Annotated in this window: 15 protein-coding genes; 11 read left to right on the top strand and 4 right to left on the bottom strand. The window is 41.4% G+C overall.

What is annotated here, in order from left to right; translation table 11 throughout:
* Together BLV33_RS29635 and BLV33_RS28620 are read left to right on the top strand one after the other, a co-directional pair.
* On the top strand, window positions 1-624 hold a 624-nt coding region (locus tag BLV33_RS29635; RefSeq protein ID WP_171909429.1), incomplete at its 5' end, for a hypothetical protein.
* A gap of 233 nt (window positions 625-857) precedes the next feature.
* Window positions 858-1,985 carry a hypothetical protein gene (locus BLV33_RS28620; protein ID WP_090799868.1) on the top strand — a complete coding sequence of 376 codons (1,128 nt, stop codon included), beginning with the start codon at window positions 858-860 and terminating at the stop codon, window positions 1,983-1,985.
* Window positions 1,986-2,932: 947 nt separating this feature from the next.
* Here the strand turns inward: BLV33_RS28620 and BLV33_RS28615 are convergent.
* Complete coding sequence (locus BLV33_RS28615) at window positions 2,933-3,922, bottom strand: hypothetical protein (protein WP_090799866.1); 990 nt, start codon at window positions 3,920-3,922, stop codon at window positions 2,933-2,935.
* Window positions 3,923-4,355: 433 nt separating this feature from the next.
* On the opposite strand from BLV33_RS28615, the gene BLV33_RS28610 reads away from it, so the two are divergent.
* From BLV33_RS28610 to BLV33_RS28600, 3 genes are all read left to right on the top strand, one after another.
* Window positions 4,356-4,664 (top strand): hypothetical protein, encoded by a 309-nt coding sequence (locus tag BLV33_RS28610; RefSeq protein ID WP_090799864.1) that lies wholly within the window; start codon window positions 4,356-4,358, stop codon window positions 4,662-4,664.
* A gap of 219 nt (window positions 4,665-4,883) precedes the next feature.
* The gene (locus BLV33_RS28605; RefSeq protein ID WP_090799862.1) at window positions 4,884-6,074 is read left to right on the top strand and encodes a site-specific integrase; all 1,191 of its coding nucleotides are present in this window, start codon (window positions 4,884-4,886) and stop codon (window positions 6,072-6,074) included.
* 812 nt (window positions 6,075-6,886) lie between these two features.
* A complete protein-coding gene (locus BLV33_RS28600; RefSeq protein ID WP_090799860.1) occupies window positions 6,887-7,390 on the top strand; it encodes a hypothetical protein in 504 nt (167 codons plus the stop codon).
* Between the two features lie 34 nt (window positions 7,391-7,424).
* Here the strand turns inward: BLV33_RS28600 and BLV33_RS30365 are convergent, their stop codons facing one another.
* Window positions 7,425-8,117: a MerR family transcriptional regulator gene (locus BLV33_RS30365; RefSeq protein WP_253187303.1), complete on the bottom strand. Its 693-nt coding sequence runs from the start codon at window positions 8,115-8,117 to the stop codon at window positions 7,425-7,427.
* Between the two features lie 351 nt (window positions 8,118-8,468).
* Between BLV33_RS30365 and BLV33_RS28590 the strand changes: the two genes are divergently transcribed.
* Window positions 8,469-9,116 carry a hypothetical protein gene (locus BLV33_RS28590; RefSeq protein WP_090799859.1) on the top strand — a complete coding sequence of 216 codons (648 nt, stop codon included), beginning with the start codon at window positions 8,469-8,471 and terminating at the stop codon, window positions 9,114-9,116.
* Between the two features lie 237 nt (window positions 9,117-9,353).
* On the top strand, window positions 9,354-9,656 hold the full coding sequence (locus BLV33_RS28585; RefSeq protein WP_090799857.1) for a hypothetical protein: 303 nt from the start codon (window positions 9,354-9,356) through the stop codon (window positions 9,654-9,656).
* A gap of 51 nt (window positions 9,657-9,707) precedes the next feature.
* Here the strand turns inward: BLV33_RS28585 and BLV33_RS29095 are convergent, their stop codons facing one another.
* Entirely contained in the window at window positions 9,708-10,010 is a 303-nt protein-coding gene (locus BLV33_RS29095) for a hypothetical protein (RefSeq protein ID WP_139305872.1), read from the bottom strand.
* Between the two features lie 649 nt (window positions 10,011-10,659).
* Between BLV33_RS29095 and BLV33_RS28580 the strand changes: the two genes are divergently transcribed.
* Window positions 10,660-11,133, top strand: a complete 474-nt coding sequence (locus tag BLV33_RS28580) for a hypothetical protein (protein ID WP_090799856.1) — start codon at window positions 10,660-10,662, stop codon at window positions 11,131-11,133.
* A 254-nt stretch (window positions 11,134-11,387) separates the two neighbouring features.
* Window positions 11,388-11,510, top strand: a complete 123-nt coding sequence (locus tag BLV33_RS30555; RefSeq protein WP_290439094.1) for a hypothetical protein — start codon at window positions 11,388-11,390, stop codon at window positions 11,508-11,510.
* Between the two features lie 310 nt (window positions 11,511-11,820).
* Here BLV33_RS30555 and BLV33_RS28575 read toward each other — a convergent pair whose 3' ends face one another.
* Window positions 11,821-12,468, bottom strand: coding sequence for a PBECR4 domain-containing protein (locus tag BLV33_RS28575; protein WP_090799854.1), 648 nt, complete (start codon window positions 12,466-12,468; stop codon window positions 11,821-11,823).
* A gap of 431 nt (window positions 12,469-12,899) precedes the next feature.
* Here BLV33_RS28575 and BLV33_RS28570 point away from each other — a divergent pair, with 431 nt between their 5' ends.
* Window positions 12,900-13,424: a tyrosine-type recombinase/integrase gene (locus BLV33_RS28570; protein WP_090799853.1), complete on the top strand. Its 525-nt coding sequence runs from the start codon at window positions 12,900-12,902 to the stop codon at window positions 13,422-13,424.
* 242 nt (window positions 13,425-13,666) lie between these two features.
* On the top strand, window positions 13,667-14,873 hold a 1,207-nt coding region (locus tag BLV33_RS28565; protein WP_139305871.1), incomplete at its 3' end, for a hypothetical protein.

The following is a 14,873-nucleotide window of genomic DNA, read 5'->3' as shown; positions in this document are numbered from 1 at the left end:
GAAAACGAAGCAAAGGATTCTCAGGATGCTGAACATCTTCGCAGTGCGGCTTTCTATCAAAAAAATTTAACGGATATTACAATGCTGGTGCATTTACGAGAAGGCAAGGTGTACGGATTCCGCGAAAAGATTTGTTTTATGACGCGGTATTGGAAGCTTTGTTTAACCAATTCTGATGTAAAAGCTGTCCATGCGATGCATGACATCTTTACTGCGATGGACATACGTGGCGATTACAGCTTTGAAGATATTGTGGTTTATTCTAGGTCGGCCGTTTCAGCATGGGAAAAGTGGAAAGAGTTCTGGCGAAAGGGATACAATTACCATCAGAAAACGTTGATTGAATTTTTTAACATCACACCAGAAGAGCAGCGTCACATGACGTTTCTGATGAACGAGGAAGAAGCGACTCGAAGAAATAAGGAACGGGACCAGAAATATCAATCTCGAATACGAAAATCAAACGGTGCCGTTACTCACGATCAAACGAAATTTATGATTCTAGAAGTGATTAAGGAGAATCCGGAGATGAAGGATTACAAAGTGGCCGAAATCGTTAAAGAAAAGCTTGGAAAGTGCAGTGAGATGACGGTGAAAAAGGTTCGTTTAGCAATACGGAAGTGATTTTCCCATTTTCGTCGCCCCTAGTATTATCTTCTTTTTAGGTCACTAGGTTCAAAGTAGTTTGCCCTTGATATTACTGGATTTTTAAATAGCTAAATTTTGATAACAGTATTCCCTTTAAGGAGGAAACGATTTTTTAGATTGGCGGACGTAGCCCAAGCGGGAGCGTGAAATTTCTGCATAACGTTCCGTCATACTAGTTGATATATTGAATTGGGGAATGGTGGAATGTCATGAAATATTTCGTTAGAGCATCGCTTTGTTTGCTGTTGGTATTGACTGCCACGGCTTGTACACAATCAGAACCGGCAGCAAAGCCACCGTCGATCGTACTTCCGCAGCCTGATGTTACAGCTACAAGTCCTGCACCGACACCGGTTAAAAATGAAGCGGATAGCAAGCAAATCGGCTTTTTAGCTGCTGATAATTCGGGGGCTCTCTTCCTTCAATGGACGGAACTGGACAATAAGCTCACGGGGCAACTGATCAATACGTCTGTCGTGGCGACAAGCAATCCGCTGAAAGTAGATAGCGTAAACGTTTCGTTTACCGGTATTCATAACGGAATTGCGATTAGCCTAACCATCAACGGCAAAACATTGACCGGCACGCTAGAGAAAAATCAGCTCACGCTCGTTGTTCCAGGGGATAACGGCACACTGGAATCTCATGTTTTAATGCCAGGTACCGTTGAAGATTACAATAAGGCTGTTGCGGATATGCAATCCAGCACGAAGAACATAAATGCGAAAGAAGCCCAGCTAAAAGCTGATGCCGATAGGATTTACAATCAGCAAAAGGCAGTTAATGACGCGAATAAACGATTAGGCAGTGTGCTCGCCGCTATCCAGTCGGAGGCGAAAGACCTAGCATCAGAAGTCACTTACGACGATATTTTGAAGGCTTACGAAGAAACTTGGAAAAAGATGAAGGAGGATTACGCAAAATTAAAGAGTGATGCGAGCGTGAAGCCGCTGACCGCTGTGCAGCTTGGCACCGTAGAGGTGGATCGCGGAACTATGCAGGTCGATCACGGCACGTTCATAACGCATGGCGGTTCGATGCTAGTGCGAAACACCTCTATTAATAACTCAATTAACCATATTCAGAGCAACATTAAAGCTGCTCTGAATACGTGGAACACGTTACTGGCAGCAGTCGCCAACGATACAACCGGCACCAAAGCACAGTTTACTGCTGACGATGTAACGAACGCAGTAAAAACTGGTCAGCAGCAAATCGATTCAGCAACCGCCATCATGCAAGCGGCAAAAGCAAAGCAAGCGGAATACGATCAAAATGATAAGAGCACTCTCGCGGAAGCAAACCAATTCGTTAATGGGCTAAAAGCGAATCGTTAATGGGCTAAAAGCGAAAGATTAAGCCGAAGGAGACCCGGTTCCGCAATTGCATAACGTTCGTCATACCGTTTTACTGAGGAACGCTATAAAAAGGGGTAATACCAGCGTAGCTGTCACAGACCACAAACGTATGGATGGTAATTATCACTATGTTTTTTCACTACCCCTATCAATTATGAATGTCTTTTTTCATGCGGATCACCATGAAATCCCCCCCGGACCCCCTTATTTAAACACATAGCATTTATGCTTTTGGAGAGACTTTGTTTTTGGACATGCTGACAAAAGCCGGTGTTTTGTACACATAACGTGGTTAGCAAACCAGTAGCAAAAAAAAGGTCAGCCAGAACTGACTGGCTGACCTGATAATCATTCTGACCGGTATCTGCGTTCATTGTCATGAAAGCTGCGAATACAAATGACCGCAGTTGGTGGATTTGGACGTCAGTTCGCATTTATTTTGGTTCGCTTACATACAGAACGCAGATACCGGTCAGAATGATGACTAGCCCTTATTAAATTATGAAGGTGGAAAGAATGATGACCAACAGAATAAAGAGAGTCAGGGTAATTCCAATATGACGACCAAATCCTCCAACTACGCTCATTCGTATTCACTCCTTTCAATCAATCTACTTATACTATATTTTTTTATTTCGGAAATGCTTGGGTAAATGCTATATCTATAAGTCTAATTTTATGACCAAACATAGAAAACTAGATTTCAACCTTTGCGGTCTGTGACAGTACGCTGGTATTACCCCAAAAAAAGAAACATCCCTAAATGTCGTGCCATCTTTAGCCTATCGGCTTTATATGCCACTTCCATTCAGTGATGTTTCTTTTTTTACGCTTACAGTTTCGTTTTAAGACACGTTATTAAAGCCAGAAAGGGGAATATTCGCGACAACCTTTTAAAATCGAAATTTGGGCCATTCTCGTGCGTCTCACATCGAAACGAAAGGCATGGATTGCCCCTTTTGCTGTTTTCCTTTTTCAATGGCGGATTGGATCCGCTGCTGCTTTGATTCGTGATCTCGGTGTGTAGGCGACTGCAACCGGCTCACATATAATTCGCCGAGATTCGGAATTGCTTTTTCATTTTTCACGTCGATCCAAAATCCGGGATTGTATAGTTTGGCAGCAGCTAGCATGGCGTTAACCACTTTGTTTCCAGCATGATAAGCCCGATCGGAATCAAAAACTTCGCCCGGCGGAAATTGATCCAGGTAATTCTTCGCTGCGGTATAGCTCGAAAGCAAGTTCGAAATCAATTCGAGGTTTGGGTTCAAGACCGCATGCGTAATAAAACCAAAGTCGGCCAAAAACTGCAGATAGGATCGCACCGTTTCGTTCATTTGATCATAGCTGTACTGGAAGTATCGAGAATAATTCTGGTTGGTGGTCGCAACAGATCCAAGATTCATTTTGTTTTCGTATTCAATCCGATTCATCCAAAAGCTCGAATAAAAATCTCGAAAATTTCGGTTAACTTTGATACATGCAACCGTGTTCAGCTGCTCGTCTCGTTTAGCGAGCCGTTCTTTAAATGCATCTTTTTTAATCTGCTCATAGCAGCCTTCGGCTTCGTTATAGGCGAAATGAAATATTTTTCGATGCACAGATGTCGGTTTTACATACTGCTCGTTATTTGGGTTTAAATCTTTAAGTCCGAATTCTCGAATAATCGTCACCAGGCCGAGCCCATGGGCTTCGACTAAATAGGTGCAGTATTTTTGGCCAATGTACGGGAAAAAATCTTCTCGCCGGTAGACCGGAAAAATAACATATCCCTTTTGCAAAACTTCGGGTGTGGTCAGTGGAACCACATCCGTTTCATAAAATGTGTTTCTCCAGTTGACCAACTTTGGATCCTGGCTCAAATCGTTTTCGCGGATTTCAAGTTCGGGAATTAAACTGGGGTTGAAAATGCTCATGTTCTTCACCTCTCTTAACCAGCTCATACTACCATAAAATACCAAAAAATATGTAAATTTATGGTAAAATATAATATATATTTGTGGCGTAAAAAACCACCGAATGGAGCTCTTAAACTCTGTTCAAATTGCTTCTAATCAATCAAAGAAAATAGGAGGATTCAGCAATGAAATTCCGATTCAACAAGGAGTTGTTCGAGGATGACACCTTGAAGCCAATTTTGTTATGTCCAAAAAATCATGTAAAAAGAGGAGATGAATACAATGAGTAGGCACGGAAAAATTTCAGTTTGGCTCATCATAATTATTTATTTTGTTTTAATCGTTACCGTTTCCTAATTTTCAAACACACGGGTTTTAAACCAGGTAATCTTCAACTGCACGGTCTGCTGGGCACCGTCACCTGAAACGCACGCCTCTGAGGTAACTTGGAGTGGGGCTTGACCTTCCGGGTAAGTCTGACAACATCCTGATTGAGTTCAGGAGGGGCTGGCAGTCTACTGCTAACGTGTTTGGAATGCAGGATCTTAGCTTGGGCGAAGGAATCTTTTGTAGGGGTGCCGACTGCGTGTCGGCGGCCGTACAAAAGATTCCGAGAGCTGATGGGACCTTGAGCGAACGAAGTTCGAGGCAGCGGATCCGCTGCCTCGGCCGAGAGAGCGAAAGGGCACAGCGGCGTACTAAGCAAGGGTTGAACGGTTATGTGGTTGCAGCTGGCGGGTTTCCAGCTGCTATCACATAACCAGTTCAACGCGGGACGCTTTTTCCCGTGTTGTGCTGGTGGGGGGACCCGTTTGGTAGAGATTCTAGAATTAATTTTGGAAGCGTGTGTGAAGGCTGAATGCCTGAACACGCCGACAAAATTGATTCGTAGAAGAACACCAAGAACGGGGAAGGCCTTTGGTTTTAGAAGATTAATGCCATAAAATATAGAGCTTGTTCACATGGGAGGTGATGATTGATGTCAAAAAAAATAGCTTCGGAAAAGAGATTGGAAAAGTCGATCGAACGGATCGAGAAAGTTTTTAATTGGGTAGCCAACGACGGCTTCGCCGTTGCCGATAAGAAAAAGAAAAAAGGCGTGGATCCAACCACGAGAGAAGATTACGAACAAAAAACGATGCACTTCATGAAAAAGTATTATGAAATCTACAAAGAGCCCGATATTACGAAAATCGATATCGAAAATGGAAATAAGCTCATGAAAGAGCTTTATGGCAAAAATGCTTATTCCATCCAGCACCAGGTGCATGCGATTCATTTCTTTCAAGAGGCGGCAGTCAAGTCTCAAGTATTTAAAGAATCGGTGTCGCTGATCGATAAAAAAGAAATGCTAGGCTATTGCCGGGAGAACAAATTGGTTCGCAAAGCTGAAGATTCAACGACGCTGAAGGCCACGCATGAACAAATCGATCGCGTGGTGGAGGAGCTGCACAAAAGTAAATCGCCCTTTAAAGAACAAGCGATTCAGGTTCTTGAAATGGGGAGGCACTTTGGCACACGAATTTCCGGTGCGTTAGCGATGACGGGAAAAGATATTACCGTTCGCAGCGAAGAAGCCAGTTTGCACATTTTCGAAAAGGGAAAGCACCATCGCTGGGTCGATATTGATCAGGAAACCGCGGTTCGCTATGCAGAAAGCTTGAAAGACTCGCTGGACGACAACCAGGGCCGGTATCTCATCAAGCCCCTCAGATACACCACAGGCGACCACAGAGGCCAAATTATGGACAATCGCACCTCCGGACAGCGTTTGGCTCACGTTATTGAAGAGGCAGCAGAGCGAGCCGGTGTAAATACCGACGAAAAAAGTTTTTCAGCTCACTCTTGCAGAGGCACTTTTACGCAGGATCGCATTAATCACTATGCCAATAAATCACTGGATCATTTGGTTCACACGGATCTGAGGAAGAAAATCGAAAAGAACAATGATCTTCAAAAAGAATTGGCTGAACAAGGCTTTAAAATCACCGATATCGAATCAAAAATGGCCACGCTTGTTCACCGCATCAATCATGTCAATGCAACCACGCGAAGAACAACCGAGGATCGCGAAGCCAATCACAAAGAGCTTTGTTTATTCCTCGCGAGTCTGGACACCGGGCATTATCGCACCGATGTCATCCGATTTTACGGAAAATACTTAGGTTGAAGATAACGGATCCGCGAAAAATCAACGCTTATTTTTTAAGAAAAATTAAAAATTTGATCAAATCTCCGTTCTAAAACCCATCAAAACGTCATTTTCGCCGTTTTGAGGGCTTTTTCGATGAAAATTGGGGTCAAAGGCGGTGGAGGTGGACTACACCATCAAAATCCAAAAAAACAAAAATTCTATGTTATCAATAAATAATATTATCGATAATTAATTATATTTATGTTTATTATTTTTTAATCATCAATAAAATAAACTATCGATATTTAATATTATATATAAATTAATCATGGTATTTAATTATATAATCATCGATAAAATAAAATATCATTGAATCAAATTAACGATATAAAAATAAAAAAAATCTAAGAAAAGGTTGATATATAACAACATTTTAATGATAAATAAAACGAAATCAAAGTCTTATTATGTTTAAAATGACTTATTGATATTCATAAATATAAATACTAATCATCAATGAAATTTATTATCGTTGTATCGGTGGTGAGACGAATTAATAACAAAAATTATAAATATCTTTATCGATAAAAATTATCATTTATAATGAGAAGTATAGACAACTTTATGAAAATTTGTTATAATAAAATATCGATAAAATTTATAATCAATAAATTAAAACATTGATAAATATTTATATCAAAAATATATAATATTGATAAATATACTTATTGAAAATATTAATCATCAATAATTTAGAAAATCAATAATGAAAAATATGAATGAATTTGTGTATCAATGGTTAAAATTATAGATAGATCCCATGAAAAAATAATGGAGGAGGACCCAAAATGGCAAGACAAACGTATTCTCCGGGCTATATATCGCCCCAAGACGCGATTCAGAAGCTGAAAAATGCCGGATTTTTGGATAAAGTGACCTATCCAGACCAGGCGTTGCGTAAATTGCTTAAAGAAAACTCCATCGATGGCAGTGCACCACCGAAAGATCGGCCTCAGCTGGGCTGGGAAGTCAATGAGAGCAGCCTGGATGAATACATTCGACTGCAAAAGATGGCCCCTGAGGAGCTTCGGACGGCTCTGCGTGTTGCGAAAGATAGCCACAAGCTGCTTCAAGAGGCTACGGATCGGCTGGAGAAACTCGAAAAAGAGAACCGAAGCTTACAGCGGAAATTAGCCAAATACGAACCTGAGGAGAAAAATCCTCGAGGTCGGAAGAAGGCAAACAGCAGCACAGAGCAACAAAAAGTGGATGCTGAACAACCACCGGCAGAAGAAAAAGATGAAAACCAGCTCGAAATTAAGCTCGAAACGGGAACGGAATCGCAAGAATAATAAAAAAGCAGCCTAAAAAAAGGCTGCTTTTTTATTATTCGAAACCGAATTCACTTCTCAACTGCTCTTCATAATGCTCGTCCACATATTGTTTAACGAAGTCTTGGCGTTTCGCGTGATCTTCTTCCTTACGAAACAATCCAACCCGCTTAACACGCTCTTGTTCGGGCTTCTGCTGCCATAGCTTTAAAGCCTCGTTCTCGAGTCGACGGAGAACTCGTCTCTCGGCAAACATGGCTTCCATGCGATCTGTTTTCTGCTGCACCGGATCCGCCGCCTGAGGCACCTCTTGGGTAGCGGATTGCAGGGCGATGAGATGCTGTATATTTTCTTCTAATGGCTTACTCGGATCGAATCGGCCGCTGCTTAATAAGAAAAACTGCATCATCTGCGTATGCTGCTGCATCATTTCTTGCATATCATCCACCTTTTTTTCAAGGTTGCTGTGGATTTTTTGTTCTTCGAACGGAACCACTTCACCGTTTAACCATCCGCTGACTTGGTCATAGCTCCAGTTTTGTTCCTGGATTTTCTTTTTGATCGCATTGAGCAGCTCCACGTTTTCTTTTGAATATCGGCGATGGCCGCCATTTGTACGGGAAACCTGAATGTTAAAATTCTTCTCGTAAAGCCGTATAAGGTCATCTGACAATCCTGTAATGTCTGAAACTTGCTTCTGTGTAAGCAATTTTGGCGTGTTTTTGCTGTTTTCTTGGATTGATTCCATGTTACACCTCCAATTTTTAAAAACCTAGAATCCGCTAAACCTTATAAATACTTAACTATATTAAATATTGGAACTCGAACGTTCTACCTTTGATTCGGGGTTTTGATTCTATCTTTTATTCTAGGTTTTTTCGTAGTTTCATTCAAGGTTTCATAGAAATAATTTTTCAAACGCTTGGTGTGTACGACTTTCTGGAAAAAAATCGAATCCAAAACCTCGAAAAGGTTTGCTATTTCGGGAAAATTTTAATCGGACAAACGTGGATCCGGATCCGGTCCGAGGGGTTGGCATATTTTTCAAGCTGGACTATACTTTTCTCAATATACTGTTTTGTCGGGGGAGATGCTTCCTATGTCGGTCTATACACCAAAAGGTATCAAAGTACGCATTAGTGTGGATGTAAGTTTTGCTCTAATGGCTCGGTTATACCCTAAAGTTTCTGCGTTTCGCGTGTTAAAAACAACAGAGGGTGTTGATGAGATACCGACAACATTTGGATTCATCGCAAGCCTTATTTGTCTGTTTAATAAGGTTGATCCCGTTACATTTTTTATCGCAACTTTGATTTCGATCGTATGTGGGCTATTAATTAAGGAATTTGGTATTGCTCTTGTTGTGCCAGGGATTATACCGCTGGGTGGTCTTTATAATACGATTAATATTTTGATGTTGCCTTCTATTTTGCTCGTGATCCTTAGTTACATTCTTATTGGGTGGCAAGCAGTTGTAGCGTATATTGGTGCAAGATTCGTTGCATGGATTATATCTTTTGTATTAGAATTTGTTTTCACTTCGCAATGGAAGAATAAGATGGGTTACGCCTTTACTGGGTCTGAAAGGAGCTTTTTTGCTGCGTACTGTTATTACGCGAGAAAGCAAGGGCGATCGATTGCTTTCGACCTTACCGATGAAGAACTGGAACCAGAGAATTGGGAAGGTGTTTTTGACCACTTAGCCGATACTAACCCACACGTTGTGCAAAGGTTCACTGCTTCTTAGAAAAAAATGGAGGTTGAATAAATGAGCGTCCCATCTTCAAGTGCAACAAAATTAGATCTATCGCCATATATGAATACACCAGCACCAGAAAATGCAAAAATACTTTCACAAAACATCCATGAGAATCATTACACATATTCGTTGGATTATACTGTACTTATAGCAATCATAATAGTATGTATCACAGTCATAACAATTACATTGTTAAAAAAAGGGAGCCGTTAAGCCAGATAAAAAATGAGCATAACCCAACATGAAGCAGCTGCACTCATCGTCAAGCACCAAAAAGACGCATATGGATGGGATACCACGGTTAAGGAAATCTTATCGAATCCGTGGCATAAAGTAGTCGGCTACGAATGGGTAGCGAAGACTTATTACGGGATGGATAACTTTTATGCTTCCCTGGATGAGGTAACGGATCCAACCGATGGCATGAGCGTCAATGTACTGGTGAGTGCTGAGAGATATGATAATTACTTATGGCTTAGAGGAAAATGGGTATTCAATAGCGAGGTCACGATTGATATGTATAAGTAAATACAGCCCGAATGTGATATAATTAATCACAGTTCCTGCAAAAGTAATCCGTCAACTTCTCAGGGTTGGGGCGGATTCTTTTTCTTTTAAGCCGCGTGAAGGTATAGCTTTCGCAATGACGGAAATATATAATAATAAATGAAAAACCCTGCCGGGTGTACCAGCCGGCAGGTTGTGGTTCATACAGCATCTCGTTTTCGGAAACCATTCTAGCCAATGGTTTCTTATTTTTTGCGGCCCTTCTTCATCCAGGCTGTGATTTTTTTCATCACCAGTATCCCAAACATCACATCCCAGTACAGCTTGTCTGGGTTTTCCAAGCACCAGTTTTTCGCATGTTGCAACAGCTCCCACATCTCTTGTTCCTCCTTTCTCTTTCGTTCAGATCCGACAGGCGACAGTTCAAGCCCTCAAGGTTCATCACCTCCCTTCTCATAGTCATAACTTCCGAGGCGTTCTTTTAATGCTACTCTCGATCAAGTCCATTGTTACACCTCTACTTTTAACCATTTGCGATCCCAACCGTCAATAGGGAATTTATAAGCTTCTATAAGCTTCCGAAGTGCAGGTGCTCATATATAAGGCTACTCTCTATCAAGCCCATTGTTGACACTTTTACTTCTAACCTTTAGAAACGCTCACCGTCAACTCCGAAGTGCTTCATTAGCAGCGACCCAATATATTACTTACTCCCTTTCAAAAAAAATATTAACTACCTATCTACTAAACTTCTTGGAAGCGAAAAAATTATGCGGTCAGGAACATGTTCGGATAAACCCAAAAAGGGAGCTCCACACAACGGGGGGCTCCCTTCTTTCGATCTGCTTTTTACGATTAGCTTTTAGAACACTCACTAAGTATTTTTCAAATACATACTTGATTTCCTTTTAAAATGCGGTTATGATGGATTAGTCAGGTTTTATGAAATTACTTAAAGACCTTGATACAAAAGCATTTCGTAAGTATTAAACACAATTTTACCCAATACTTAAGGAGGGATGCAATGAAAAATGTTTGGTTAATGAAAACCTATAAAGAATGGTCAGAGCGGTTTCTTCAAGGAAACTTCATCGCTATTGATGAGAAGGGTGTTGACCAGGACAACTATGGAAATTTAACAAAGCCGCAGCGTAAAGCCTTATTCGAGGCCTTGAAAGCCAAAAACACCTCTCGTCGCTACGGCCACATTCAACGTTTCTTCGACCAGTTTTACGATGAAGTCCTGGAGGATGATGTGTTAGTTCTCGGTACGGGCCAAACCACCAAATTCTTGGTTACCGCTATAGTGAGAATCAAAGGCACCTCGTACTTCTACCCATCTCCAAGTGAAGAAGACTCCAGACACCGCTTTGAGGTCGAAGTCCTTTGGGCAGGGGATCCGTTTGAAGTACCTGAATGGGGCTGGGCAAACCGACTTGAAAAGATGGATACGCCGGATCGCCTGAAGCAGTTTATACAGATGTACATGAGCTTATAAAATACAAAGGGGAGCCCCTTATAAGGGGCTCCCCGTGTCAAGAAAATGTCGGCTGCTTCATGCTTATTTTGTCGGATTTCACGTCTTGAAAATCACAGCAAATCGACGAAAATAGAAGATATTGGGATGTAGGCTTGTATTAACTGTGCTATTCCGTGTTTCATTCATTAGATGCACAACATTTTGTGTTGTATAATGAGACTCGCATACAATATCTGGGTGTTAGTCCCCTTCCTTTTAAGGAGGTGGGGGCTATGATCAAAATTGCTAATGTACTTAAGCTAATGCTGTCTGTCTTAATGGCATTGCTTGCCGTGCTTAGGCTAATGCTGTCTATCGTTATAGCATTACTTGCCCTTCATACCTACTTTAAGTAGCAGCAAAAAACCTACCTCCGGGTCCAATCGAAAGTAGGCATTTCGCGGAATTTTCTTTAGTAGCTGGCTTTGATGTAAAAACTTGAAGGGGATCTCCAAGGTATTGTGGCTAAAAACAAGAGTGCGTCAACACTCTTGTTTTTATTTATCTGGAGATACAATAGTTATCAGTTATGCTTTATTTAAGGTAGCACACCGCTTACTTAGTGTAAAGAAGGAATTCATCGCAAATTGTCCTCGAAACAACCACTTATCGGGTGTTTTCGGGTCTTCTCCATACCAGAAAGCCCCTTTTTGGGGCTTTCTGATTTTATGCGGTTTCTATAGTTTCCGTTGTTGTCGGTCGTCTATCAATCTTTTCAGCTTTAACGACCTTAAATGGGGTCAAGCCGCTGATGAATTTTGTTCCGTCGCTTGTATCGTTGATTCTCTCGGTAAAAAATGAACGAGCAAAGTGCCGTTTTGTGTTTGGGTCTTCATCGATGCCGACATGAACGTACACTTCGTCTGTGGCACTATAAGCTAGTAATTTTGCTTCGATCCGTGTACTGCTTGGTGTACCGCCGGTGAAATCCAAAAGAATTTCTGGCGACTCCACGATGTTCGGCAGCAGATAAAAAAATACTAGCTTGTCCTTTATCTGTTTAAACTTACCTTTGTTAAGCTTTTTCAAATGCTGAAGGGTGATCACGCCGTTTTTAATGTTGTCATATCCTTCAAGGCGGAAATACTTATCGAGCTCCTTATTTTTCACAGAACCAATAGCCACCTTGCCAATACCGGTCAGGTGACAAAAATGCTCTTTATCGAAGTCCAGGTTAATCTCCATGCCGTTATCCAACGTGAACGCGTAGGTGTACGGTACCAAGAAGGCTTCATAGTAGGCCTGCAAAAGTTCCAATGATATTTCATCAATTTTTGGTTTAGATATGAGTTGTGAGAGTGTTAGTACGTCCAATGGTAGATTCTCCTAGAAAAAATAAAAGCTCTGATGAGCAACATCAGAGCCTGGTTCTTTTTAAGATAAACGACTAAGGTATCCGTGTCTTATTTAACGTCCCCACGGCGTGGAATCGAGGGTCGTGGCCCCGATGACATTGTATGGTTTTGATCCCATACGTCCTATGTAATTATTACCCTATTCTATGCCTGATTATTCGTTTTGTCAACGGACAGTTGGCTTAAAGGAGTTTTATCTTAGGGATCCTCCTTGTCAGAATGTCCCTTTTTGGGGCTTTCTGATTTTATATCAACGGAGAAGCTATTAAACAATTACGCGGAAATGTTTAATATAAAAAGCCAGTTTAAAAGCTTCTTATATTTTTTTTTTTGAAAAAGAAGGATTTTTGTTTAATTTATCAAACATATTTAAAGAGGAGTGTGATCTAAATGACATGCGAACCTATTAAGGACAGACAAAAAGTTAAGGAAATGAAAGAAGTATTACAACGTGGGCAAAACGGCTTTCGCAATCGCTTGTTTTTTGAGTTCGCTCTTGCTACTGCATTAAGAGTTTCTGATATATTGTCGCTCCAGAAGAAAGACATCGATTCCGGGCACGTTCGGCTGAAGACCAAAAAGACGGGCGTTTACAAATACATCCAACTGAATCCGATTGTACTGCAGATGCTAAATCTGCACCTGGAAAGCCTTAAAGATCAAGATTTGATTTTTGATTTCGGGCGGATCATGGCCTGGAAAATCATAAAAGATGCCGCTGACTACGTCGGAATCAAAAATATCTCGACGCATTCGACAAGGAAAACAGCAGCCTGGCACTTTTACTATGAATCCGGTAAAGATATCCGCAAGACCATGCAGCTGCTCGGTCATAAAAAGACGGAAGAAACGCGGGTGTATCTGCAGATCACCGAAGACGAGGTAAACAACCAGTTGAGCCGAATGTATATATAAAGCCAGGAAAACCTCGGATAATAACAAAAAGAATAATAAAAAAGAATAATAAAGAAACGCCAGCGATGGCACGCTGACGTTTCGGTGTGGGTAGGCACCCAAAAAATATTTGATATATTGATAATAATATATTTTCGATGAAAAAATCAAGAATCCTTTTGGTATTTTCAGCTGGTTATTATTTCATGGTGTCTGCCTGCCCCCCTACATGCCACAGCAAAAGGGAGGGTTTTTGTGTTTATATGGGTAAAATAGCGGAAATTTATGAAAATTATCAAGCTGAAGCTCAGTGGGGACATCGTTTCTTTGTGTCCCAAATTGAAAAAGCGGCTGAAATAGAGGAAGCTGAAAAAAACCAATGGGGCGATCGTTCCAATATTTTTACGCTCGGCAAGAAAATCGCCGAGATGGAGTGGTTTGAGAAGCCAGAGCGTTTATACTCAGCGAAAACCCAAGTTGAAAAGTATTTTGGGTGGTTGGGACTGGTCAAGGATCGCAGAAGCCGCCGGATCCTCACTGCTGAATTATATGACTACTGGGTGAAAATCCCGGATGAAAAATACGAAGAGCTCCTCAAAGATGAAAAAAAGGAACTCAAACAAGAAACCGTTCATGAGCTGCACTTTACCGACATTCCAAACCCAAATTCAGAATTCGGCGTCTTCCATGACGAAATCATGTTTCATGAAGATCCGGTGACCGAATATAAGCGGTGGATTGTCGAAGGAGACGCGATACGTCAGCAGGCTGCAATAACATTTGGCGAAATCAAAGCTCGCAAACAGGGATATGTAAAAACGAAAGCGATGTCCCACCGGCCTTATGATTTAAAAAGAGCCAAGAAGTACATACCGGAAAACACGAGAAATAAAGACAAACAATACATAAACACATCCATGACGTACCAGAAGAAAAATGATGTACGTCGACTCGGAGAACGCGTTACCGAATACTGCATGCTGTTTTCGGACTTGGATTATTATAAATTACCGGAGTTCGAAGGTGTAAATCAAAAGAAAGTGCTCCAAATGGTGTTTGCTGCATTGGACGATGCCGGATTTCCACGACCCACACAAGTCATTTTCAGTCGTGGGCTGCAACTGATTTGGCTAACATCACCGATACCAGAGTATCGCTATAGAGAATGGCAGATGCTGCAGAAAAAGATCCATGGGATCTTAGGTGCATTTTTGCCGGATTCAGTCGCTATGAAAGACAAAGTGCGTGTATTGAGACTTGTTGGAACGATACATGAAAAGACCCGCGAAAAAATTCATGCCAAGTCCTACACCAATGACCGTTTCTTATTTGATGATTTGATCCACACGTTTTGCCAAGTAGAGCTCGAACAGTTGCAAAAACAAGCCGCCTTATATCGCCAGAAAGCGTTAGAACGAGAGCAAAAGGCTCTGAAGATGCTAGAAGGTGGCGTCAAAGGAAAACCCGTCA

Origin of the sequence: Paenibacillus sp. GP183 (assembly GCF_900104695.1) — a bacterium.
Classification (GTDB): Bacteria; Bacillota; Bacilli; order Paenibacillales; family NBRC-103111; genus Paenibacillus_AI.
The sequence above is the reverse complement of the archived record's forward strand: the minus strand, read 5'-3'. Positions and strand labels throughout refer to the sequence as shown.

Bases quoted from the DNA above. Each gene is read 5' to 3' on its own strand.
- BLV33_RS28570 (WP_090799853.1), top strand. From the start codon at position 12,900: ATGACATGCGAACCTATTAAGGACAGACAAAAAGTTAAGGAAATGAAA.
- BLV33_RS28600 (WP_090799860.1), top strand. From the start codon at position 6,887: ATGGCAAGACAAACGTATTCTCCGGGCTATATATCGCCCCAAGACGCG.
- BLV33_RS28590 (WP_090799859.1), top strand. From the start codon at position 8,469: ATGTCGGTCTATACACCAAAAGGTATCAAAGTACGCATTAGTGTGGAT.
- BLV33_RS28580 (WP_090799856.1), top strand. From the start codon at position 10,660: ATGAAAAATGTTTGGTTAATGAAAACCTATAAAGAATGGTCAGAGCGG.
- BLV33_RS28605 (WP_090799862.1), top strand. From the start codon at position 4,884: ATGTCAAAAAAAATAGCTTCGGAAAAGAGATTGGAAAAGTCGATCGAA.
- BLV33_RS28615 (WP_090799866.1), bottom strand. From the start codon at position 3,922: ATGAGCATTTTCAACCCCAGTTTAATTCCCGAACTTGAAATCCGCGAA.
- BLV33_RS30365 (WP_253187303.1), bottom strand. From the start codon at position 8,117: ATGGAATCAATCCAAGAAAACAGCAAAAACACGCCAAAATTGCTTACA.
- BLV33_RS28585 (WP_090799857.1), top strand. From the start codon at position 9,354: ATGAGCATAACCCAACATGAAGCAGCTGCACTCATCGTCAAGCACCAA.
- BLV33_RS30555 (WP_290439094.1), top strand. From the start codon at position 11,388: ATGATCAAAATTGCTAATGTACTTAAGCTAATGCTGTCTGTCTTAATG.
- BLV33_RS28620 (WP_090799868.1), top strand. From the start codon at position 858: ATGAAATATTTCGTTAGAGCATCGCTTTGTTTGCTGTTGGTATTGACT.